Genomic DNA, 18,664 nt, shown 5'->3' on the forward strand with positions numbered 1-18,664 from the left:
CGGAAACCCGGAACCTTGAATCCGGAACGGCCGTCAGGTCGCAGCCACTGCGTCGATGATCGTGTGGTTGATCACGACGCGTCCAACGGTGGTGAGCAGGTAGCGGCTGATAAGGGCGCCATCTTCATCAAAGCGATCGCGGCGGAACAGCCACTGCTCGATGCGAGTGCCGTCGCTGAGGGTTTCTTCTTTTTGGGGCTGCTTGTCCTCGTCGTCGTTCTCCACCTCGCCGCTGAAACGCACCCAGATCCAATCGTGGAGGTGAAGGTGCTTCTCCTCATAGGCATCGATCACATCGTCGAGGTTGGCGAAGGTCTTGGCCCGGTCGCCAAATTCAGGCTTGATGGCTCCAGGCTTTTCGGCCGTGAGGTAATAAGCGCCAAGAACCATGTCTTGGGACGGGGTGATGATCGGCTCGCCAGTGGCGGGCGAAAGGATGTTGTTGCTCGCCAGCATCAACATGCGGGCCTCAGTTTGAGCTTCGATCGCCAGCGGCACGTGCACGGCCATCTGGTCACCGTCAAAGTCGGCGTTGAAGGCCGGACACACCAGGGGGTGCAGCTGGATGGCGCGACCATCAACCAGTTTCGGCTCAAAGGCCTGAATGCCAAGACGGTGCAAGGTCGGAGCTCGGTTCAGCAGGATCGGGTGACCTTCGATCACCTCCTGAAGCACCTGCATCACTTCATCGTCGGCGCGCTGAATCAACTTCTTAGCGGCCTTGATGTTGTTGACGATGTTCTGGCGGATCAGGCGATGAATCACGAACGGCTGGAACAACTCGATCGCCATCTCCTTAGGCAGGCCGCACTGGTGCATCTTCAGCTTCGGACCCACCACGATCACGGAACGACCGGAGTAGTCGACCCGCTTACCAAGCAGGTTTTGACGGAAGCGGCCCTGCTTGCCCTCGATGATGTCGCTCAGTGACTTCAGAGCTCGGTTGTTGGCGCCCACCACGGTGCGACCACGGCGGCCGTTGTCGATTAGGGCGTCTACCGCCTCCTGCAGCATCCGCTTCTCGTTGCGAACGATGATTTCAGGAGCCAGGATCTCCTGCAAACGGGCCAACCGGTTATTACGGTTGATGACGCGGCGGTAGAGATCGTTGAGGTCTGAGGTGGCGAAGCGGCCGCCATCGAGCTGCACCATCGGGCGCAGGTCGGGCGGAATCACCGGGATCACATCGAGCACCATCCAGTCGGGACGGGCACCAGTGGCGATGAAGTTGTCGATCACGCGCAGGCGCTTGATCAGCTTGGCGCGCTTTTGCCCCTTGCTGGCGGCAATGTCCCCACGCAGCTGCTCAGCGGTCTCGTTGAGTTCAAGATCTTCCAGCAGTTGCTTCAAGGCCTCGGCGCCGATGCCCACTACGGGCTCATTCTCAATATCCGAATCCTCGGCATAGATCTGGTCCTCAATCTCCAGCCACTCATCTTCCGTAAGAAGTTGCTTGTAGGTGAGGTCCTTGTGGTCGCCCGGATCGAGCACCACGTAGCAGTTGAAGTAAACAATCTGCTCCACATCCCGCAGGGGCATGTCGAGCAGGATCGCTACATAGCTGGGAATGCCCTTGAGATACCAAACGTGGGATACGGGGGCAGCCAGCTTGATGAAACCCATGCGGTGGCGGCGCACCCGGCTCTCCGTCACCTCCACACCACAGCGCTCGCAGACGATGCCGCGGTGACGCACCCTTTTGTACTTGCCGCAGTGGCACTCCCAGTCCTTGGACGGGCCAAAGATCTTCTCGCAGAAGAGCCCGTCCATCTCGGGCTTCAGCGTGCGGTAGTTGATGGTTTCGGGCTTGGTTACCTCACCCACCACTTGACCGTTGGGCAGCGTGCGCTGCCCCCACTGCATGATCCGCTCCGGCGACGCCAAGGTGATCTTGACGTAGTCGAAGTGGTTTTCAGTGCGGAGGTTGCTGTTGGACATCGGCTTGCAGCTCGCGGAGATCGAGAAAGGAATGGGAGGCACGGCTTCGCCCGCTGGAGGAGCGATCCGCGATCAATCAGCGATCAGTCGTCGTCATAGTCCGCGACGCCGAGGGATTCGTAGGTGGGGCGGCTGGGGGTACTGCGGCGGGGGTTGACGTCCTGCATCAGATCCACTTCTTCGCCGGCGTCGGTATAGACGGCGATGTCTAGACCCAGCGACTGAAGCTCGCGCATCAGCACCTTGAAAGACTCCGGCGTGCCAGGACGGGGAATCGGCTTGCCTTTAACGATGGCGTTGAGGGCCTCGTTGCGGCCCTGCATGTCATCGGACTTGACGGTGAGCAGTTCCTGCAGGGTGTAGGCGGCGCCATAGGCCTCAAGAGCCCAGACCTCCATCTCACCGAGACGCTGGCCGCCCTGCTGGGCCTTGCCGCCCAGGGGCTGCTGGGTAACCAGGGAGTAGGGGCCGGTGGAGCGGGCGTGGATCTTGTCGTCCACCAGGTGAACCAGCTTGAGGATGTGGGCGTACCCAACAGTGACGGGCTGGTCAAAAGGCTCACCGCTGCGGCCGTCGATCAACTGAATCTTGCCTGGGTTATCGGGGTTGTAGACCCATTCCTTGCCAGGCAATTTGGCGGCTTCCTCGAGGTAAGCCTGCACGGTCTGTTTCGACTTTTCAGCGCCGTGCATCTCGTCAAATGGCACAACCTTGACCCGGCAGTCGAGGTGGGAAGACGCCCAACCCATCAGGCACTCGAACACCTGGCCCACATTCATGCGGCTCGGTACCCCTAGGGGGTTGAGCACGATATCGATGGGGGTGCCATCGGGCAGGTAGGGCATGTCCTGCTGGGGCAGGATCCGGCTGATGATGCCTTTGTTGCCGTGGCGGCCGGCCATCTTGTCGCCAACCTGAATCTTGCGGCGCTGGGCCACATAGACCCGCACAACCATGTTGGCGCCGGGCGGCAGTTCGTCGCCCTGCTCGCGGGTGTAAATGCGCACGTCCACAACCCGACCCCTTTCAGTGCCAGGCACTCGCAGGGAGTTGTCACGGACGTCGCGGGCCTTCTCGCCGAAGATTGCACGCAGCAGCTTCTCTTCGGGGGGTTGGTCGGATTCACCCTTGGGGGTCACCTTGCCCACCAGGATGTCGCCGCTTTCGACGTAGGCGCCGATGCGGATAATTCCCATCTCGTCGAGGTGGCCCAGGCTCTCCTCGGCCACATTAGGGATCTCCCGCGTGATCTCCTCAGGCCCAAGCTTGGTCTGACGGGCTTCGATCTCGTACTTCTCGATGTGAACCGAGGTGTATAGATCGTCATGCACGAGACGATCGCTCAGCAGGATCGCGTCCTCATAGTTGTAGCCCTCCCAGGGCATGTAGGCGATCAGCACGTTTTGCCCCAGGGCGATCTCGCCGCCCTCGCAGGCAGAACCATCGGCCAGCACTTGACCGGCAATCACCGGATCGCCCTGGCGAACGATTGGTCGCTGGTTGAGGCAGGTGTCCTGGTTGGAGCGCTGGTACTTCTGTAGGTGGTGCACATGGTCGGTGCCCTGCTCATCGCGAATCACGATGGCTGTGGCATCGACAAAGGTGACCGTGCCATTGACCCGGGTGATCGGCACCATGCCGGAGTCGCGGGCCACCTGGGTTTCCAGACCGGTACCCACCAAGGGACGCTCTGGCCGCAGCAGGGGCACGGCCTGGCGCTGCATGTTCGATCCCATTAGGGCCCGGTTGGCGTCGTCATGCTCCAGGAAGGGGATCAAGGAGGTAGCTACCGAGATCACCTGCACCGGCGAAAGCTGGACGTAATCGACCTGCTCAGGGGGCACCTTCTCAAAGTCCTGGCGATAGCGCACAGGCACCAGATCTGCGGTGATGTAGCCATCGGAGTTGGTGGGCACGTCGCCAGGGGCTACGCGGCACTCATCCTCGATATCAGCAGAAATGTAAATGGGATCACCGCTCTTATGGACGATGCCCTCTTCCACCCTCCAGAACGGCGTCTCGATGAAGCCGTACTCATTGACTCGGGCGTGGGTAGCCAGGGAGCCAATCAAGCCTGCATTTGGTCCTTCCGGTGTCTCGATCGGGCAGATGCGCCCGTAGTGGGACGGGTGGATGTCGCGAACCGCAAAGCCGGCCCGTTCGCGGGTCAAACCGCCTGGGCCCAAGGCGCTGATCCGGCGCTTGTGGGTTAGCTCCGCCAGCGGGTTGGTCTGGTCCATGAACTGACTCAGCTGGCTGGAGCCAAAGAACTCCTTGATCGCCGCCACTAGGGGCTTGGGGTTCACCAGCTGGGCAGGGGTAAGCGATTCGGTTTCACCGACAGTCATGCGCTCTTTGATGATGCGCTCGAGCCGGTTGAGACCGACCCGGACCTGGTTTTGCAGCAGCTCTCCCACTGAGCGCACCCGGCGATTGCCGAGGTGGTCGATGTCATCGAGGCTGGCGCCGCCCACATCGAGCTCGAGATTGATCAAGTAGTCGATGGTGCTGAGCACGTCCTCAGGGGTGAGGGTGCGCACCGCATCGGGGATGGTGAGGCGCAGCTTTTTATTGATCTTGTAACGACCGACGCGACCTAGGTCGTAGCGCTTGGCATCGAAGAAGCGGCTGTGCAGCAGGGTCTGGCCGCCGCTGACAGAGGGAGGCTCACCTGGACGCAGCTTTTTGTAGAGCTCAAGCAGAGCTTGATCTTCGGAAGAAATGCCCTCGTCGTTGGCCGACTCGATCGACTTCTGATAGTACTCGGGATGGCGAAGTTTATCGAGCACGTCGTTGTCAGACAGGCCGATAGCCCGCATTAAAACGTGGGCGTTGATCTTGCGCGTCTTGTCAACACGAACGTGCAGCAGGTCGTTTTTATCAGTTTCAAACTTCAACCAGGCACCCCGGTTAGGGATCAGGCTGGCGTTGAAGGTTTTACGGCCGTTTTTATCCTGTTCGTCCTTGAAATAGACGCCAGGTGAGCGCACAATCTGGTTGACGATTACCCGCTCGGCACCGTTGATGATGAAGGTGCCTCGCTCGGTCATCAAGGGCAGCTCGCCGATGAAAACCTCTTGCTCCTTGATCTCCCCTGTCTCCTTATTAACCAGGCGACAGGTGACATACATCTGGGATGCAAAGGTCGCGTCACGACGCTTTGCTTCTTCAACGTCGTGACGTGGGCGCTTCAGGCGGTACTCGCTACCGATGAAGTGCAGCTCAAGCTTGCCGGTGTAGTCAGTAATCGGCGAAAAGCTCTCGAGCTCTTCGATCAGGCCCTTCTCCAGGAACCATTTGAAGCTCGCGCGCTGCACCTCCACCAAATCGGGGAGGTAAGTGGCGGTCTTGGCGACCTGGATCGCGCTGCTCATGCGGTGAACCTGCAGGAACGGGTGGATAAGGACTGGGCAGTGGAACGCATCTGACGCCGATCACCGCTGACTTGAATGCTCCGCAACCGACCACACAAACAGCCGCTCCCCTCGTAGGGAACGGCTGCCCGCGGGGGCATGCTTAACGGGGTCGCTTCAAGAATGCAGACGTCGACAACAAGCAGCGCTTCCGCTTCCAGACCAATAAAACATCATACATTGTGAAGCTGCAGTCCGAACAGCCTTGCCGCGTTGGAACTGCTGGTATGAGCCACTTCTGTGAGGGTTTGCCCACGCAAATCAGCGACCCGGGCTGCCACCGCCGCCACAAAAGCCGGTTCGTTGCGCTTGCCGCGGCGGGGCACCGGCGCCAAGAAGGGGCAATCGGTTTCCACTAGGTAGCGATCGGCAGGCACCTGGCGGGCGCAGGCATGGGTGGCTTCCGCCTTGGGAAAAGTCACCGTGCCGCTAAAGCTGATGAAGAAACCGAGCTCTAAGAAACCAGCCATCTCTTCAGGATCTCCGCCCCAGCAATGCATCACCCCACGAGGGCAGCCACCTAAGGAGGCCCGTTGCCTCAGCAAGGTCAACATCGGCTCGGCAGCGTCGCGGCAATGGACGATCACAGGCAGGTCTAGCTCCACTGCCAAATCAAGCTGGGGCTCGAGCATGGCCAGCTGGGCAGCCAGATTCTGCTCACGGAACAGATCGAGGCCGAGTTCTCCAATCGCCACAACCCGGCTATCAGCCTGGGCGGCTTGACGCAAAATCTCTGGCGTGTCGGGCTGCCAATGCTCGGTATCGAGCGGATGGACCCCTACGGAGTAGCGCAACTCTTCAAAACGATCTGCCAAGGCGCGAATCGCTGGAATTTCCCCAGGCTCAACGCAGGCATGCACCAGGGAACGAACTCCAGCATCGCGCCAGCGCTGGGCCACTTCCTCCAGATCGTCGTCGAAATTGCGAAAAACGATGTGGCAGTGGCTGTCAACCAAAACGGGCAAACCCGATTCAGTCGCTGCTGGCGAGGCAATCACGGACGGGACCTGGTTCAGGCTTGGGCGGCTGCGGCCGGCGCGGTCACCTTCTTCACAGCAGCACTGATGCGCGACTTCTGGTGGGCTCCAGTGTTGCGGTGCAGCACACCCACCTTCACAGCCTTATCAATCTTGCTGAAAGCAGCGTTCATGGTGGTTTGAACAGCTGTCTTTGCGTCTTCACCAGGGGTCTGGGAGTAGGCGCTGCAAGCGGTGAAGCAGCGCTTCATCAAGGTGCGCAGGGCCGACTTGTAGGTGCGGTTGCGAAGACGGTTGCGCTCGGCAACCTCAATGCGCTTCTTCGATGAGGTGTTATTGGCCACAGGCGGACGGACGCTGGATCAGAGAAGGTAGATCCTACCGCCAGACCCTCCTAAGAACCCTCACCGCCCGCAAGAGCTGTGCCGGCCTAACTTGACAATCTCGTAACCCTGAGCCGTTCCGTGGTCGCAACGCCTGTTGCCCTATCGATCAGCTGCCTGCGCGATGACGGTTCAAACGCCGCCGCTGATCGACTTGCAACCATCGCCGAACGCACCAGTGGAGGGCGCCTGCGCGAGGAGATGGCTCGGGTCGAGGAGATCCTCTCCAGGGTGCAAGCGGAAGGCGATGCCGCCCTGATGGAGCTCACCGAACGCTTTGATGGCGTGCGCCCCGATCCCCTGCGGATTCCGCCACAGCGGCTGGCTGACGCCTGGCAAGCCACACCGGCGTCCCTGAAGGACGCCCTGCGCCTGGCGCACCAGCGAATCCTCTCTTTCCACCAGCATCAACTGCCGGCCGACCTGGCCGTCACCGGTCCCCATGGCGAACTGTTGGGCCGGCGCTGGCGGCCGGTGCAGCGGGCTGGCCTTTACGTGCCTGGGGGACGGGCTTCGTACCCCAGCACCGTGCTGATGAATGCGGTGCCGGCGCGGGTAGCCGGGGTGCAGCGGCTCGTAATGGTGACGCCCCCAGGCCCCGGCGGCGAACCCCATGAAACCGTGCTGGCGGCCGCCCACCTGGCCGGGGTCGAGGAGGTGTATCGGGTTGGGGGCGCCCAGGCGATCGGCGCCCTTGCCTTCGGTACCGCCACCATTCCCCGGGTCGACGTGATCAGCGGCCCTGGCAACCTCTACGTAACCCTGGCCAAAAAAGCGGTCTACGGCCGCGTGGCAATCGATTCGCTAGCAGGCCCCAGTGAGGTGCTGGTGATCGCCGACCACAGCGCCAGGGCAGACCAAGTAGCCGCCGACCTGCTGGCCCAGGCCGAGCACGACCCCCTGGCCGCCGCCATCCTGCTGACCACCAGCCCGGAGCTGGCCGCCGCCATGCCAGCAGCCCTGGCGGCCCAGCTTGAAAACCACCCCAGGGCTGAAATCACCCGCACCGCCCTCAACGACTGGGGGCTGATCGTGCTCTGCGACAGCCTTGGCCGCGCCGCCCAACTCAGCGACTGCTTCGCCCCCGAACATCTGGAGCTGCTCGTGGAAGACCCCGAAATCCTGGCCGAACAGATCCAGCACGCCGGCGCGATCTTTATGGGTCCTTACACCCCCGAGGCCGTCGGCGACTACCTAGCGGGCCCCAACCACACCCTGCCCACCGCGGGCACGGCCCGCTTCGCCGGGGCCCTGAGCGTGGAGACCTTTATGCGCCACACCAGCCTGATCCGCTTTAACCGGGAGGCCCTGGAGGCGACCGGGTCCGCGGTGATCACCCTGGCCGAAAGCGAGGGGCTCCACAGTCACGCCGAGTCCGTCAAGCGCAGGCTGAACTGAGATGGGGGAGTTTGCCTCGCCATGGTGACGTTTCACTCCACCCGGCTGGAACGCACCACCACGGCCAACATCAGCTGCGACGACATCAGCGCCGACCTGCAAGCCTTCGTGGATGCCACCGGGATCCGCAATGGTCTGCTGGTGGCCGCCGGCCAGCACACCACCACCGCCCTGGTAGTGAACGAGGCCGAGGAACGGTTGCTCGGCGACATCGAGCGCCACTTCCTGGCTCTGACGCCCCCCGACCGGCCTTACGCCCACAACGACCTGCATCTGCGGCCGGGCATTCCCGCCGATGAGCCGCGCAACGCCCATGCCCACCTGATCGCCCTGAAGCTGGGCAACCACCTCACCCTGCCGGTCGTGGACGGCCGCTTGGGCCTGGGCCGCTACCAGGCCGTGCTGCTGGTGGAATTGGATGGCCCCCGTCAGCGCCAGGTGCTGCTGCAGCTGTGCGGAGACGGGAGCGGGGTTGGGGGCTGAGCCTCAGCGCTTGACCAGATCACGCACCCGGGGCTCGCCGTCCACGATCTCACCCACCAGCACCTGGTCGGTGATGTTCACGAATAGGCCGTTCTCCAACACGCCCGGCAGGTTGTTGATCGCAGCCTCTAGTTCCGCCGGATCGCTGATGCCTGCGGCGAATTTCACATCCAACACGAGATTGCCCTGGTCGGTGACCACCGGGCCCGCCTTTTTTACGGCCATGCGCAACTGGGCATCGCCACCCATCGCTGCTAGCTGGGCCTGCACCTGACGCCAGGCACCAGGCAGGACCTCTACGGGCAACAGAAAGCTGAGATTCAAGGTGTCGACGAGCTTGGTGGAATCCACCACCACCACAAAGCGCTCGGCCCGCACTGCTACCAATTTCTCCTGAACGTGGCAGGCACCACCGCCCTTGATCAATTGAAAAGCGGGATCCACCTCATCTGCGCCATCAATTGCAAGATCGATGCGCTCAATTGCATTAAGGCTCTTGAGCGGAATGCCGAGCTCAGCTGCCAGCACCTCGCCTTGGAAGGAGGTGGTGACACCCACCACATCGCTGAGTTCACCGCTTTTGAGCTTGGCGCCGAGGGCCTGAATCATTAGGGCTGCTGTAGAGCCGGAACCCAGGCCGACCACCATGCCGCTCTTGATCTGCTCAGTGGCCGCAGCAGCCACTGCCTGCTTCATCCGGTCCTGCAGATCCGACATCAAATATTCCTGAATCGGCCGCGACCGTAGCAGTGCTCAACCGGAGTGGGGCAAGGCCGCCGGCTTGATCATCAGGCTGAGTTCGCGCTGACCCCGAACCACCGTGAGCGCCAGGGGCTCGCCAACGCTGCTGCGCTCAACACGCTCCAGCAGGCTCGCCGGATCGGGCACGGGCTGGTCTGCCACAGCCACCACCAGGTCACCACGGCGCAGGCCAGCCGTTTCCGCCGGACTAGCGGGCAGCACCCGTTGCACTAAGGCACCATCCCGCTCTGGCAGCTGCAGCAGAGCCTCGGGATCACGATTGTTGTCTCGAGCGCGGCGGGCAGTGAGCGGCACCAGCTGCAAGCCCAGATAGGGGTGAACCACCTGGCCGCCGCTGCTGAGCTGGCTGGCCACGCCTCGGGCCAAATTGATAGGGATCGCAAATCCCAGCCCTGCGCCTGGTCCAGAGCGCACCAGGGTATTGATACCGATCACCTCGCCACTGGCGTTGATCAGCGGACCACCTGAATTACCTGGATTGATTGCCGCATCGGTTTGGATCAGATCGAGACGCTTATCGGAGAAGCCCAGGCTGTTGATGTTGCGGTGCAGGCTCGAAACGATGCCCAGGGTCACGGTGCGCTCAAGCCCATAGGGGCTGCCCATGGCTATGGCCCAATCGCCTACCTCCAGGGCCTCGGAGTCGCCCAGGCGGGCGGAGCGCAAATCCCGCGGACCGGAGATTTTGACCACGGCCAGATCGGTCACCGAATCGGCCCCCACCACCGCACCGTCCACATGGCGCCCATCGGCCAAGGTGACCTCAACGCTGTCGACCTGATCGACCACGTGGGCGTTAGTGAGCACCAGGCCCTTGGCTGCATCGATTACGACGCCAGACCCCTGCCCCCGCTCTCGCATGCTGCCGGAGGGATCGCCGAATAGATCGCGCAGCAAAGGATCGAGCAGGGCGGGATCAAAGGCTTGGCGAGCCACCTCGCGCTCGGTGTCGATCCGCACCACCGCTGGCGCCACTGCCCGAGCTGCCTCGGCCACAAAGCTGTGGGGAATGGCCTGGGCAATGGGATCGACCGCAGGGTCCAGAGCTAGGGCAGCAGCGCTGAAAGATCCAAGTCCCAGGACTAAGCCGAGGCCGACCGTCCAAACCAGCCTGACTAGGGACAAGCTCGCCCCCAACACCCACTTCATCGACGTTTTTTGACGCATGGCTATGAGGCTAGGGAGCCATCAAGGCGGCAGGGAATGGGGATAGGGGCAGGCAGGCGGTTGCAACGGCCTAAATTGAATCGAGAACGCACAGCGGCAATGGCAGAAATTCCCCCCGGCACGCGTCAGCGATGCAGCCTTTGCCAGGTGGAAATCCAGGGCATGGTTGGCGGCAACGACTTAGTCCACTTCAGCCAGGGAGGCCCCGGCACCCGGGCAAAGCTCTGGGCACGGGTATGCCAATACCTGCGAACCGGGGAGCAGCAGGCCCAGTGCCTAAATCAGGACGCCAGCCAAAGGGGCACCGTCCAACAAAGCGATTACTTCGCCGAAGCCCCGATCATCGAAATACCTCCGACGGCGGCGCCTGGCGCCTGAGCCGTCCATCCCCTAGGGTGAATGCTTGCCCGGCGGGCATACCCTCCAGTCACGGTTTGGCGCCTCGCTGAGCATTCAGCGCTTCGCTAAGGGTTCAGTTTTTTACTGAACAGCTGTGGTTTGCAGGGCAGTTTTAGTACTGCACAAGCCGGCGGGCCGCCTGCCCCCAGCTTCCCCGCCCCATTGCCCCACCCTCTCCTGCCAGATCTGGAGCGCCTAGCCCAAGCGGCTGTGGTTGCTACTGGCTTTGAGCTCAAAGGAGTGCATGTCTTCACCCATCGCATCCCGATGACGGTGCAGGTGCTGGTGCAGCGAGCTGATGGCAGTGACATAAACCTGGATGAGTGCGCTTCCCTTAGTGCACCGCTGGCCGAGGCGATCGAGGCAGCCGAGCTGCTTGGTGATGCTTATGTGCTGGAAATCAGCAGCCCTGGCGTCAGCGACGACCTGCGCGACGATCGGGATTTCCGCTCATTTCGCGGATTTCCCGTTGTCGTGCTCTGCCGTGACAACCAAGGGCTCGACGTGCAGCGCGAAGGGCTCCTCCTAGAGCGCGATGCGACGGATGTTCACATCAACATCCGCGGCCGCACTAAGCGCATCCCCCGAGACTCCGTGATCAGCGTCTGCCTGGTCACCCCATCCGAGTCCGACTGACCTTTCCCTGACCATTTCTCACCCCTGATCCATGGCCCTGGTTCTGCTCCCCGGTCTGAATAACCTGATCGAGGACATCAGCGACGAGAAGAAACTTGCGCCCGCCGTGGTAGAGGCTGCCCTGCGGGAAGCCCTGCTCAAGGGCTACGAGCGCTACCGCCGCACCCTCTACCTCGGGATCAGCGAAGACCCCTTCGAAGAGGACTACTTCTCCAACTTCGATGTGGGTTTGGACCTGGAGGAGGAGGGATACCGAGTTCTGGCCTCGAAGATAATTGTTGAGGAAGTTGAGAGCGAAGACCACCAGATCGCCCTTGCCGAAGTGCAGCAGGTTGCCGATGACGCCCAGATCGGCGACACGGTGGTGCTGGATGTCACCCCGGAGAAAGACGACTTCGGCCGCATGGCCGCCGCCACCACCAAGCAGGTGCTGGCTCAGAAGCTGCGTGACCAGCAGCGCCGCATGATCCAAGAGGAGTTCGCCGACCTGGAAGATCCCGTGCTCACCGCTCGGGTGATCCGCTTCGAGCGCCAAAGCGTGATCATGGCCGTGAGTTCTGGCCTGGGTCGCCCCGAGGTTGAGGCCGAGCTGCCCCGCCGCGACCAGCTGCCGAACGACAACTACAGGGCAAATGCCACCTTCAAGGTGTTCCTCAAGGAAGTGAGCGAGGTGGCGCGGCGCGGCCCCCAGCTATTCGTGAGTCGCTCCAACGCGGGCCTGGTGGTCTATTTGTTCGAAAATGAAGTTCCCGAGATCCAGGAGGGTTCGGTCCGAATCGTCGCCGTAGCCAGGGAAGCCAATCCCCCTTCCCGCTCAGTCGGCCCGCGCACCAAGGTGGCCGTCGACTCAGTGGAGCGCGAAGTTGATCCAGTGGGTGCCTGCATTGGCGCCCGCGGCTCCCGAATTCAGCAAGTGGTCAACGAGCTGCGTGGCGAGAAAATCGACGTGATTCGCTGGTCGCCCGACCCGGGCCAGTACATCGCCAACTCCCTCAGCCCGGCAAAGGTTGAGATGGTGCGCTTGGTCGACCCAGAAGGCCAGCATGCCCACGTGCTGGTTCCCTCCGATCAGCTCAGCCTCGCCATTGGCCGCGAAGGCCAGAACGTGCGTCTAGCCGCCCGCCTTACCGGCTGGAAGCTCGACATCAAAAACGCCGGCGAATACGACCAGGCCTCGGAAGATGCAGTGGTAGCTGAGCTGATTGCCCAGCGGCAAGAGGAGGAGGCTCTTCAGGCCGAAGCCGAAGCCCGCCTCGAAATCGAACAGGCCGCCCGGGCCGAGGAGGATGCCCGTCTGCGGGAGCTATACCCGCTGCCAGAAGACGAAGCCGATTACTACGAGGAAGAGGAGGTGGCCGAGGCCGAATATGAGCCCGCTCCAGAGGAGGCGCCCCAGGCAACCGAGGCAGAGGCCCGGTGAGTCGCCGTGCCGTGCTTCGGCGCTGCGTTGCCTGCCGCGCGCTGCTGGATCGCCAGCAGCTTTGGCGGGTAATTCGGCTGGCCGAAGGGGGACTCGGGTTGGATCAGGGCATGGGCCGTTCGGCCTATCTCTGCCCCAACCAGGCGTGTCTAGAAGAGGCGAAACGACGTAAGCGTCTGCAGCGGGCCCTGCGCTGCCAGGTTGCAGATGCAATTGTCGAAACGCTGGAAAAGCGCCTGACCCCAGGCGCCGATCTCGCCTCTGAGGCAAGATGAACATTGGCCGCAGCGCGCGTGCGGCCTGGTGTGCCCCTCGGCCCCGCATGGCGGCCCTTGGGCCCCGACCCATGGAGACCTGAATGACCAGCAGCGGCAAAGTCAGAATTTATGAGCTGTCCCGGGACTTAGGCCTGGAGAACAAGGACGTGCTCGACGCCGCCGAGAAGCTGGGGGTTGCGGCAAAGAGCCATAGCAGCTCTATCAGCGACGACGAAGCGACACGGATTCGCTCCTTGATCGAGGGCGGCTCGAACGGCAGCAAGGCGGCGGCGCCGGCCTCTGCAGCTCCACCAAAAGCGATCCTCTCCGTTAAAAAGGCTGAGACCGCCGCTGTCCCATCGCCCGCCCCTCCCCAGCCAGCCACCAGCCCCCGGCCGGTCGCTCCGGCGGCAGCCAAGCCGGTCATGCCACCGGCCCGTCCTGCCGCAGCTCCTGCGGGTAAGCCAGCCCAGCCCAACAAGCCGCCCTTGGCAAGCCAGCCACCCCTGGCCTCCAAGCCACAGGTCGTTGCCAAGCCACAAGTGGTTGCCAAGCCCCAGCTGGTCTCTAAGCAGCCAGAGGCTGCCAAACAGCCTGAGCTTGTAAAACCACCAGAACTTGTAAAACAGCCAGCGGCTGCCAGCAAGCCCACTTTGGTGAGCAAGCCACCGGCACCGAGCAAGCCGCCAGCACCAGCCAGGCCCGCCGCTGCTGCGCCCAGCAAGCCTGCTGCACCCAGCAAGCCCGCTGCGCCCAGCAAGCCTGTGGTGATTGCATCCAAACCAGCTCGCCCCGCCACCCCAGCCCCGTCCCGCCCGGCCCCTGCAGCCCCGGCACCAGCTGCGAGCCGCAAACCGGAATTGCCGATGCGGCCAGCGCCCGGCAAGCCCCAGCTGGTAGGTAGGCCCATAAGCACCCCTGCGGGCACCACCAGCAGCCGCCCGGCTCCGCCTGCAGGCAGGGCGCCCCTGAGTCAGCGTCCCGCCAGCCCCCAACGCGCTGGCGTGCCAGCTCCAACCCGTCCCGGCCAGCCAGGAGCTGGGGGCCGTCCTGGCCCAACCCCATTGGAGCTTGTCGGCAAGCCGATGCGCCGCGATAGCGCAGCCCCTGGAGCACCTACTGGCCTGGGAGCTCCCGGTCGCCCGGCTGCACCTGGCCGTCCGGGTATGCCAGCCGGCATGCGCAAGCCCATGGCTCCTGGCGAGCTGATGCAGCTCCAGAAGCCCTCCGGCCGCCCCACAGCTCCGCCGCCGCGGCGCCCCGGCGACCGCAGCGAAGCCCCAGCAGGTGCACCCAGCAGCCCAGGCGGCACCCCGGAACTGGTGCGACCTAGCGCAACCCCGCCAGCAGCCCCCAGAAGGCCTGGCTTCCGGGCGCCAACTCCCGCTGGTGCAGCAGGACGCCCCCGTCGCCCTGACTGGGACGACAGCGCCAAACTGGAGGCCCTGCGCAGCCGCACGCCGCAAAAGCAGCGCACCAAAGTCCACATCATCGGCGAAAACGATGATGCGCTCACGGCTGAAACCGGTGGCTACGCCGGTGAACAGGAGGCCTATGTGCTGCAGGCCAGCCTGGCCCGCCCGGCCAAGCCCCGCACCGCACCCGCCCCTGCCGCCAAACCCATGGCGGCGATGCGCAAGCGCAAGAAGGAAACCACCCGCCAGCGGCAGCGCCGCCGGGCCATGGAACTGCGGGCAACCCGCGAGGCCAAGGCTGTTCGGCCCGAAATGCTGATCGTGCCGGAGGGCAACCTCACCGTGCAGGAGCTGGCCGAAAAGCTCGGCGTGGAAAGCTCCGAGATCATCAAGAGCCTCTTCTTCAAGGGCGTCATCGCCACGGTGACCCAGAGCCTTGATCTCTCCACAATCGAAGCGGTGGCCGAGGAATTCGGTGTACCGGTACTCGAAGACGACGTCGAGGCAGCGGCCGCCAAGACGGTCGAGATGATCGAGGAAAGCGATCGCGCCCACCTGATCCGTCGCCCACCCGTGGTGACCGTGATGGGACACGTCGACCACGGCAAGACCAGCCTGCTGGACGCAATCCGCAAAACCAGGGTTGCAGCGGGCGAAGCCGGCGGCATCACCCAGCACATCGGCGCCTATCAAGTGGAGATCCCCCACGCAGGCGAACAACGCAAGATCACCTTCCTAGACACCCCGGGCCACGAGGCATTCACAGCCATGCGGGCCCGCGGCACCAAGGTCACAGACGTGGCTGTGCTGGTGGTGGCAGCCGATGATGGTGTTCGGCCCCAGACCCTGGAAGCCATAAGCCATGCCCGGGCCGCCAAGGTGCCGATCGTGGTGGCGATCAACAAGATCGACAAGGAAGGCGCCTCCCCCGACCGGGTCAAACAGGAGCTCTCCGGCCTCGAACTGGTGGCGGAAGACTGGGGTGGCGACACGGTGATGGTGCCTGTGAGCGCCCTCAAGGGTGAGAACGTCGACAAATTGCTGGAGATGATCCTGCTGGTCACCGAGGTGGAAGACCTCCAGGCCAACCCGGACCGCATGGCTCGGGGCACCGTGATCGAGGCTCACCTCGACAAGGCCAAGGGTCCTGTTGCAACCTTGCTGATTCAGAACGGCACTCTGAAAGCTGGTGACGTGCTGGCGGCTGGCCCGGTACTGGGCAAGGTGCGAGCCATGGTGGATGACACCGGCAAGCGAGTTAAGGAGGCAGGTCCTTCCTATGCCGTTGAAGCCCTCGGCTTCAGCGAAGTCCCAACCGCCGGCGACGAATTTGAGGTCTATCCAGATGAGAAGACCGCCCGCTCGGTGGTGGGCGACCGCGCCAACGAGGCACGGGCCACCCGTCTTGCCCAGCAAATGGCTTCACGCCGGGTTTCCCTGGCCTCGATGTCGGGCCAGGCCAGCGAGGGCGAGCTCAAGGAGCTCAACTTGATCCTCAAAGCAGACGTGCAGGGCTCCGTGGAAGCAATTCTCGGCTCCCTGGAGCAGCTCCCTCAGGGCGAGGTGCAGGTGCGGGTGCTGCTCTCCGCACCGGGCGAGATCACCGAAACCGACGTCGATCTAGCAGCCGCCTCCGGCGCCGTGATCGTTGGCTTCAACACCTCCATGGCCCCTGGCGCCAAACGCGCCTCCGATGCCACCGGCGTCGACGTGCGCGACTACGACGTCATCTACAAGCTGCTGGAAGACATCCAGATGGCTATGGAAGGCCTGCTGGAGCCGGAGTTGGTGGAGGAGTCCCTCGGCGAAGCCGAGGTGCGCGCCGTATTCACCATTGGCCGCAGTGCCGTGGCTGGTTGCTATGTGACCAGCGGCAAGCTGCAACGCAACTGCAAAGTGCGGGTATGGCGCGGCAAGGAGAAGGTGTTCGAGGGCGACCTCGACTCCCTGCGTCGCAACAAGGACGACGTCAAGGAAGTTGCTACCGGCTTCGAGTGCGGCATCGGCACCGACCGCTACACCGGCTGGCAGGAAGGGGATCGGGTGGAGGCGTTCAAACTGGCCACCCAGCGCCGAACCCTCACCATCTGACCTCCGTGAACCCCCGCAGCGAGCCCCTGCTCTGGCTCCAGCTGGTGGCCCTTGGGGCCGTGCCACTGGAGCTTCTGGGGTTGGTACTTGTGCTGGCGGGGGCCGATCCTGGCCCCCTGCCTGGGCTGGAGCGGATGCTGGCCTGGGCAATCGGCGCCCTAGGGCCAGCAATCCTGCTCTGGCAGCGCCCAGCCGACGTTTGCTCTTTGCTGGTAATCCAGGTACCAATCAAAGCCAGGAGCGGGGCCCAGCTCAGCTTGGCGGCACTGCAGAGCAGCCTGGTGCTCAAGCTCCTGATGGCAGCTGGCGCTGCAGCCCTGCTGCCCCTTTTTTGGTGGATAGACCAGCACGCCGCCCTGGCCACACCGCTCTCCCCACTGGCCGCTAGCCCTCGCTTCGTGGGTCTGCTAGTGGCCTGCCCGCTGTTAGCCGTAATCACCTGGCAGTGGCAACAACTGATCCAGGCAAGCGCCCTGCTAACCCGCAACCCCGCCACGCTCCCTGAGCGTCCATCCCTGAGCCTGCAGCAGCTGGTCAGCCAGCGAATGTCCCTAGGACTGCCCCTGTTGCTGCTGAACCCGCTTCTGACCACCCAGCCGGTTGCCAGACAGGCAGCACCAGCCAAACCGGTAATTGACGACTTGCCTGCTGCTCCAGAAGCCGAGGCTCTCGTCCAACCTGAAGCGTCTTCAGTCGCCGACGCGGTTGCGATCCAACCAGATGAGACTGCCGAACAAGCTGAGCGCACCGACCTGGATCAGTAGGTCGGTTGGGGCAACTTCAGCTCCGCTTGCCAATCGCATTGCCATCGTGGCTAACCCCACAGCACCAGAAGCTGCCAAGGCCACCCAGAGACCGCGCCGCAGACCACGCCAGGGGGTACGAGCTTCCTGGAGCAACCTCGCCTTAAGGGCGGGATCAATTGAATCTGGCTTGGATCCCATCACTTACCCTTCCCATCAAGGCCAACCCCTGAATGCTAATTTCATTGAGCTGCCGGTGTAGCTCAGGGGTAGAGCAACTGATTCGTAATCAGTAGGTCGTCGGTTCAAATCCGATCACCGGCTTAAGAAATAAAACCAATGGCGACTGCCTGAGCACTGCTCAATATCGTCAGCGCGTTTCGACCTGCACTTTTTCAACAGCCTGGGCCAACTGCAGCAAACGGTGCTCGGGCGAACCCACCAGCTCAATTAACAACGGCGGGCTCTTTTTCGGCAAAATATCAAAGCGACCATCTCGATAAATCTGCTTAAAAATAGCGTCTACCTCGTCGCGGTAGGAATGATCGACCGGACGAATACCGTCATCCTCCATGGCCACCGGCCAATCATCAGACTGAGGCACGAAGGCCAAGATATCAAGACGATCTAAAGATTCCCTTGCCGCTGAGACCATTGACAGGACGAAGTCGTCATCAATATCAGTCGAACGCTGATTTGCCGTGTACTGGGAATAGGCAATGTAATCAACTGGTGCCCTGTCAAAGATGACCTGCTCGGCAGCCGTGGAATAGCGATTAAGACGGCTAATACTGTAGTAAAGCTGAATCCCGTTATGCAATCGCGTGGAGGCATCGCGAAAAAGAATCTCATAGGGACCCCGCAAGCCAAGAACTCGATATGGCTCCTCCTCGCGCATGTAGTCGCCATTAAGCGCAACCCAATCATTTACGACCGTGGACTTCCCGAGGGAATGGGATCCAGAAATAGCAATCCGCATGGCCAGCGCCAACTTGCGCCTTCAGGGTAGGGGCTGCTCTGATGTTTTTCCTATTTGCGGTTGATATTCATCCTGCCCACCAAGCCCCACCACCCCCCAGCCGAGGGCCCAGGCAACAAAAAAGCCCCCTTATGCAAGGGAGCTTTTGGGATTCCGTATTACCCAGCCGTAGCTGGGCTGTTGACTATCAACCGATTGCAGGT

The 18,664-nt window shown here is 62.6% G+C and carries 16 protein-coding genes and 1 tRNA gene; 9 read left to right on the plus strand and 8 right to left on the minus strand.

Annotated features, from left to right (window positions below; all coding sequences use genetic code 11):
• Positions 1-33: 33 nt before the first annotated feature.
• From C7K55_RS05270 to rpsT, 4 genes are all read right to left on the minus strand, one after another.
• Positions 34-1,938, minus strand: a complete 1,905-nt coding sequence (locus tag C7K55_RS05270) for a DNA-directed RNA polymerase subunit gamma (RefSeq protein ID WP_106502363.1) — start codon at positions 1,936-1,938, stop codon at positions 34-36.
• A gap of 83 nt (positions 1,939-2,021) precedes the next feature.
• Complete coding sequence (gene rpoB / locus C7K55_RS05275; RefSeq protein WP_106502364.1) at positions 2,022-5,312, minus strand: DNA-directed RNA polymerase subunit beta; 3,291 nt, start codon at positions 5,310-5,312, stop codon at positions 2,022-2,024.
• Positions 5,313-5,524: 212 nt separating this feature from the next.
• Complete coding sequence (locus C7K55_RS05280; RefSeq protein ID WP_193486171.1) at positions 5,525-6,316, minus strand: TatD family hydrolase; 792 nt, start codon at positions 6,314-6,316, stop codon at positions 5,525-5,527.
• A gap of 47 nt (positions 6,317-6,363) precedes the next feature.
• Positions 6,364-6,672 carry a 30S ribosomal protein S20 gene (gene rpsT, locus C7K55_RS05285; RefSeq protein ID WP_106502365.1) on the minus strand — a complete coding sequence of 103 codons (309 nt, stop codon included), beginning with the start codon at positions 6,670-6,672 and terminating at the stop codon, positions 6,364-6,366.
• Positions 6,673-6,792: 120 nt separating this feature from the next.
• Between rpsT and hisD the strand changes: the two genes are divergently transcribed.
• Together hisD and C7K55_RS05295 are read left to right on the plus strand one after the other, a co-directional pair.
• Positions 6,793-8,109, plus strand: coding sequence for a histidinol dehydrogenase (hisD, locus tag C7K55_RS05290; protein ID WP_193486161.1), 1,317 nt, complete (start codon positions 6,793-6,795; stop codon positions 8,107-8,109).
• Positions 8,110-8,130: 21 nt separating this feature from the next.
• Positions 8,131-8,592: a secondary thiamine-phosphate synthase enzyme YjbQ gene (locus tag C7K55_RS05295; RefSeq protein WP_106502366.1), complete on the plus strand. Its 462-nt coding sequence runs from the start codon at positions 8,131-8,133 to the stop codon at positions 8,590-8,592.
• 3 nt (positions 8,593-8,595) lie between these two features.
• On the opposite strand, the gene rpiA is transcribed toward C7K55_RS05295, so the two are convergent.
• Both rpiA and C7K55_RS05305 read right to left on the minus strand, forming a co-directional pair.
• A complete protein-coding gene (gene rpiA, locus C7K55_RS05300) occupies positions 8,596-9,309 on the minus strand; it encodes a ribose-5-phosphate isomerase RpiA (protein ID WP_106502367.1) in 714 nt (237 codons plus the stop codon).
• A 36-nt stretch (positions 9,310-9,345) separates the two neighbouring features.
• A complete protein-coding gene (locus C7K55_RS05305) occupies positions 9,346-10,521 on the minus strand; it encodes a trypsin-like peptidase domain-containing protein (protein WP_254969521.1) in 1,176 nt (391 codons plus the stop codon).
• A 99-nt stretch (positions 10,522-10,620) separates the two neighbouring features.
• On the opposite strand from C7K55_RS05305, the gene nblD reads away from it, so the two are divergent.
• From nblD to C7K55_RS05335, 6 genes are all read left to right on the plus strand, one after another.
• Entirely contained in the window at positions 10,621-10,899 is a 279-nt protein-coding gene (gene nblD, locus C7K55_RS05310; RefSeq protein WP_106502369.1) for an NblD family protein, read from the plus strand.
• Positions 10,900-11,082: 183 nt separating this feature from the next.
• Positions 11,083-11,556, plus strand: coding sequence for a ribosome maturation factor RimP (rimP, locus tag C7K55_RS05315; RefSeq protein WP_106502370.1), 474 nt, complete (start codon positions 11,083-11,085; stop codon positions 11,554-11,556).
• 31 nt (positions 11,557-11,587) lie between these two features.
• Positions 11,588-12,976 (plus strand): transcription termination factor NusA, encoded by a 1,389-nt coding sequence (nusA, locus tag C7K55_RS05320; RefSeq protein WP_106502371.1) that lies wholly within the window; start codon positions 11,588-11,590, stop codon positions 12,974-12,976.
• Entirely contained in the window at positions 12,973-13,251 is a 279-nt protein-coding gene (locus C7K55_RS05325; RefSeq protein WP_106502372.1) for a YlxR family protein, read from the plus strand. Before nusA ends, C7K55_RS05325 begins: the two co-directional genes overlap by 4 nt.
• A gap of 83 nt (positions 13,252-13,334) precedes the next feature.
• Entirely contained in the window at positions 13,335-16,739 is a 3,405-nt protein-coding gene (gene infB, locus C7K55_RS05330) for a translation initiation factor IF-2 (protein ID WP_106502373.1), read from the plus strand.
• A gap of 5 nt (positions 16,740-16,744) precedes the next feature.
• Positions 16,745-17,503: a low-complexity tail membrane protein gene (locus C7K55_RS05335; protein WP_106502374.1), complete on the plus strand. Its 759-nt coding sequence runs from the start codon at positions 16,745-16,747 to the stop codon at positions 17,501-17,503.
• Here C7K55_RS05335 and C7K55_RS05340 read toward each other — a convergent pair.
• Complete coding sequence (locus C7K55_RS05340; RefSeq protein WP_106502375.1) at positions 17,429-17,683, minus strand: DUF3493 domain-containing protein; 255 nt, start codon at positions 17,681-17,683, stop codon at positions 17,429-17,431. The genes C7K55_RS05335 and C7K55_RS05340 overlap by 75 nt on opposite strands.
• A 51-nt stretch (positions 17,684-17,734) precedes the next feature.
• Here C7K55_RS05340 and C7K55_RS05345 point away from each other — a divergent pair.
• Positions 17,735-17,806 (plus strand) — tRNA-Thr (locus C7K55_RS05345).
• Positions 17,807-17,852: 46 nt separating this feature from the next.
• On the opposite strand, the gene C7K55_RS05350 is transcribed toward C7K55_RS05345, so the two are convergent.
• A complete protein-coding gene (locus tag C7K55_RS05350) occupies positions 17,853-18,473 on the minus strand; it encodes an AAA family ATPase (RefSeq protein WP_241518187.1) in 621 nt (206 codons plus the stop codon).
• Between the last annotated feature and the right edge of the window lie 191 nt (positions 18,474-18,664).

Origin of the sequence: Cyanobium usitatum str. Tous (genome assembly GCF_003011885.1) — a bacterium.
Classification (GTDB): domain Bacteria; phylum Cyanobacteriota; class Cyanobacteriia; order PCC-6307; family Cyanobiaceae; genus Cyanobium_A; species Cyanobium_A usitatum.